3 protein-coding genes are annotated in these 4,339 nt (G+C 61.0%); 2 read left to right on the top strand and 1 reads right to left on the bottom strand.

Features of this window, described 5'->3' with window-relative positions:
• A partial coding sequence (locus tag ACXRVY_RS18535) for an HlyD family secretion protein (RefSeq protein ID WP_458237938.1) occupies window positions 1-779 on the top strand: 779 nt, incomplete at its 5' end.
• A 49-nt stretch (window positions 780-828) separates the two neighbouring features.
• Window positions 829-2,319, top strand: a complete 1,491-nt coding sequence (locus ACXRVY_RS18530) for an MDR family MFS transporter (RefSeq protein ID WP_223457341.1) — start codon at window positions 829-831, stop codon at window positions 2,317-2,319.
• Window positions 2,320-2,422: 103 nt separating this feature from the next.
• Here the strand turns inward: ACXRVY_RS18530 and uvrB are convergent.
• On the bottom strand, window positions 2,423-4,339 hold a 1,917-nt coding region (gene uvrB / locus ACXRVY_RS18525; protein ID WP_458237937.1), incomplete at its 5' end, for an excinuclease ABC subunit UvrB.

The raw sequence follows: 4,339 nt of genomic DNA, 5'->3' as shown, positions 1-4,339 counted from the left end.
AGAGCAAACTGACCCAGCAGGCCAGCCTGATTGCCGCCAGCGAAGCGCAAGTCGCGTCCAGCCAGGCCAGCCTGGGTCGCTCGCAGATCGATCTGACCCGCGCCGAGACCTTGCGCAAACCCGGCTATGTCTCGGAAGAACGGGTGACCACCCTCTCCGCCGAATCCCACATTGCCCGCTCGCAAGTGGCCAAGGCCCAGGCCGACGCGCAAAGTCAGCGCCAGCAGGTCAATGCACTGACCGCCGAGATCAAACGCCTCGACGCACAGATTGCCAACGCCGAAACCGATCTGGCCCAGGCTGAACTGAACCTCACCCGCAGCGAAATCCACGCCCCCATCAGCGGTCTGATCGGCCAGCGCGCTGCACGCAATGGCCAATACGTGCAGGCCGGCGCTTACCTGTTGTCGATCGTGCCCGATGAAGACATCTGGATTCAGGCCAATTTCAAGGAAACCCAGATCGGCCATATGCAGCCCGGCCAGAAAGCCGAGCTGACCTTCGACGCCTACAGCGACACGCCGATCGAAGCCCGGGTCGACAGCCTGTTCGCCGCATCGGGCGCGCAGTTCAGCCTGTTACCGCCGGATAACGCCACGGGCAACTTCACCAAGGTCGTACAACGGATTCCGGTAAAACTGACCTTCGCCGCGGACAACCCGCTGCGCGGCAAGATTCGTCCGGGCATGTCGGTGACCGCCAAGGTGAACATCAAGGACGCCCCTGAAGATGTCACCACCAAAGTGAGCAGCAAAGACGCCGCTGACAATGGCCGGTGATCAACTGATCCGCCCGGTCGGCGAACCGACCCGGCGGGACTGGATCGCGGTGATGAGCGTGATGCTCGGTGCCTTCATGGCGGTGCTCGACATCCAGATCACCAACTCCTCGCTCAAGGACATCCAGGGCGCGCTGTCGGCGACCCTGGAAGAAGGTTCGTGGATTTCCACCTCGTACCTGGTGGCGGAAATCATCATGATTCCGCTCACCGCCTGGCTGGTGCAGCTGCTGTCGGCGCGACGCCTGGCCGTGTGGGTGTCCCTCGGGTTTCTCGCGGCCTCCCTGCTCTGCTCCATGGCCTGGAGCCTGGAAAGCATGATCGTGTTCCGCGCCCTGCAAGGGTTTACCGGTGGCGCGCTGATTCCGCTGGCGTTCACCCTCACCCTGATCAAACTCCCGGAACACCACCGCGCCAAGGGCATGGCCATGTTCGCCATGACCGCCACCTTCGCCCCCTCCATCGGCCCGACCCTTGGCGGCTGGCTGACGGAAAACTGGGGCTGGGAATACATCTTCTACATCAACATCCCGCCCGGCCTGATCATGATTGCCGGCCTGATGTACGGCCTGGAGAAGAAAGAAGCCCACTGGGAATTGCTCAAAAGCACCGACTACGCCGGCATTCTCACCCTCGGCGTCGGGCTTGGTTGCTTGCAGGTATTCCTGGAGGAAGGCCATCGCAAGGACTGGCTGGAGTCGAACCTGATCGTGACCCTGGGCAGCATCGCGCTGGTCAGCCTGATCACCTTTGTGATCGTGCAGTTTTCCAAACCCAATCCACTGATCAATCTCGGCATCCTCGGCAACCGCAACTTCGGTTTATCCAGCATTTCCAGCGTCGGAATGGGGGTCGGGTTGTACGGTTCGATCTACCTGCTGCCGCTGTACCTGGCGCAGATCCAGAACTACAACGCCCTGCAGATCGGTGAAGTGATCATGTGGATGGGCATACCGCAGCTGTTTCTGATTCCGCTGGTGCCCAAACTGATGAAGTTCGTCTCGCCGAAATGGCTGTGCACGCTGGGCTTCGGACTATTCGGATTGGCGAGTTTCTCTTCGGGCGTGCTGAACCCGGACTTTGCCGGGCCACAGTTCAATCAGATCCAGATCATCCGCGCCCTGGGCCAGCCGCTGATCATGGTCACCATCTCGCTGATCGCTACCGCCTACATCCTGCCTCAGGATGCGGGATCGGCATCGAGCCTGTTCAACATCCTGCGCAACCTCGGCGGCGCCATCGGCATCGCCCTGCTCGCCACCCTGCTGGATGCGCGGACCAAGGTTTACTTTGACTACCTGCGTGAATCGATCGTGCCGAGCAATCCGCAGGTGGCCGAGCGCATTGCCTCGTTGACCGACCGACTGGGCAGTGAAACGGCGGCACTGGGCAAACTCAGCGAAATTGCGCATCAACAGGCGTCGATCATGGCCTATAACGATGCGTTTCATTTTGTCGGGATTGCGCTGGGGATCAGCATGCTGGCGGTGTTGCTGACCAGGAAATTGCCGGTGGGGTTGAAGGCTGGGGAAGCGCACTGAGACCGAGTTGCCCCAATCGCGAGCAGGCTCACTCCTACAGGGATCACATTGAACCCTGTAGGAGTGAGCCTGCTCGCGATGAGGCCAGTTCAGGCACTAAAGATCAAACAGTCAGTAGGCGCTCGCGCAACTTGGTAATCTCGTCGCGCATCTGCGCCGCTGCTTCAAACTCCAGATCACGCGCCAACGCATACATCTTCTCTTCCAGGGCCTTGATACGCTTGGCGATCTCGCCCGGCGAGCGCAATTCCGCTTCGTACCTGGCGTTTTCCTCGGCGGCCTTGGCCATGCCTTTGCGCTTCTTGCTGCGCGAACCGGGCACGGTGGCACCTTCCATGATGTCGGCAACGTCCTTGAACACGCCCTTCGGCGTGATGCCATTGGCCAGGTTGAACGCAATCTGCTTGTCGCGACGACGCTCGGTTTCGCCGATTGCCCGTTCCATGGAACCGGTAATGCGGTCCGCATAGAGAATCGCCCGGCCATTGAGGTTACGTGCCGCGCGGCCGATGGTCTGGATCAGCGAGCGCTCGGACCGCAGGAAGCCTTCCTTGTCGGCATCGAGGATCGCTACCAGCGAGACTTCCGGCATGTCCAGACCTTCGCGCAACAGGTTGATGCCCACCAGCACATCGAAGGTGCCCAGGCGCAGGTCGCGGATGATCTCGACCCGCTCCACGGTGTCGATGTCCGAGTGCAGGTAACGCACGCGCACGCCGTGGTCGGCCAGGTAATCGGTCAAATCCTCGGCCATGCGCTTGGTCAGCGTGGTGACCAGCACCCGCTCCTCGACTGCGACGCGCTTGGTAATTTCCGACAGCAAGTCGTCGACCTGGGTCAGTGCCGGGCGGATCTCGATTTGTGGGTCCACCAGCCCGGTCGGGCGCACCACCATGTCAATGACGCGCCCGGCGTGCTCGGCTTCATAGTTACCTGGCGTCGCCGAGACGAAAATCGTCTGCGGGCTGATGCTTTCCCACTCATCGAAACGCATTGGCCGGTTGTCCAGGGCCGAGGGCAGGCGGAAACCGTATTCGACCAGGGTCTCTTTACGCGAGCGGTCGCCCTTGTACATGGCACCGACCTGCGGAACGCTGACATGGGATTCGTCGATCACCAGCAAGGCATCGGCCGGCAGGTAATCGTAAAGGGTTGGTGGCGCCGCGCCGGCTTCGCGGCCGGACAGATAGCGCGAGTAGTTTTCGATGCCGTTGCAGTAACCCAGTTCGAGGATCATCTCCAGATCGAAACGGGTGCGCTGCTCCAGGCGCTGGGCTTCCACCAGTTTGTTGTTGGAGCGCAGGTATTCCAGGCGCTCCTGCAACTCGACCTTGATGCCTTCGACCGCGTCCATCAGGGTTTCCCGTGGCGTCACGTAGTGGCTCTTCGGGTAGAAGGTGAAACGCGGCAGTTTGCGAATGACTTCGCCGGTCAGCGGATCGAACGCCGACAGGCTTTCCACTTCATCGTCGAACAACTCGATGCGGATCGCCTCGAAATCGGATTCCGCCGGGTGGATATCGATCACATCGCCACGCACGCGGAAGGTCGCGCGGGCAAAATCCATGTCATTGCGGGTGTACTGCAGGTCGGCCAGGCGTCGCAGCAATTCGCGCTGATCGAGCCGGTCGCCGCGATCCACGTGCAACACCATCTTCAAATAGGTTTCCGGACTGCCCAGACCGTAGATGCAGGACACCGTGGTGACGATGATCGCGTCCTTGCGCTCGAGCAAGGCCTTGGTCGCCGACAGACGCATCTGTTCGATGTGATCGTTGATCGAGGCGTCTTTCTCGATGAAGGTGTCCGAGGACGGCACGTAGGCTTCCGGCTGGTAGTAGTCGTAGTAGGAAACGAAATACTCCACCGCGTTGTTCGGGAAGAACGCCTTGAACTCACCGTACAACTGCGCCGCCAGGGTCTTGTTCGGCGCCAGCACCAGGGTCGGGCGCTGCACCTGGGCAATGACGTTGGCGATGCTGAAGGTCTTGCCCGAGCCGGTCACACCGAGCAGCGTCTG

The sequence above is a fragment of the Pseudomonas sp. P5_A2_2 genome (genome assembly GCF_054177685.1).
The sequence above is the reverse complement of the archived record's forward strand: the minus strand, read 5'-3'. Positions and strand labels throughout refer to the sequence as shown.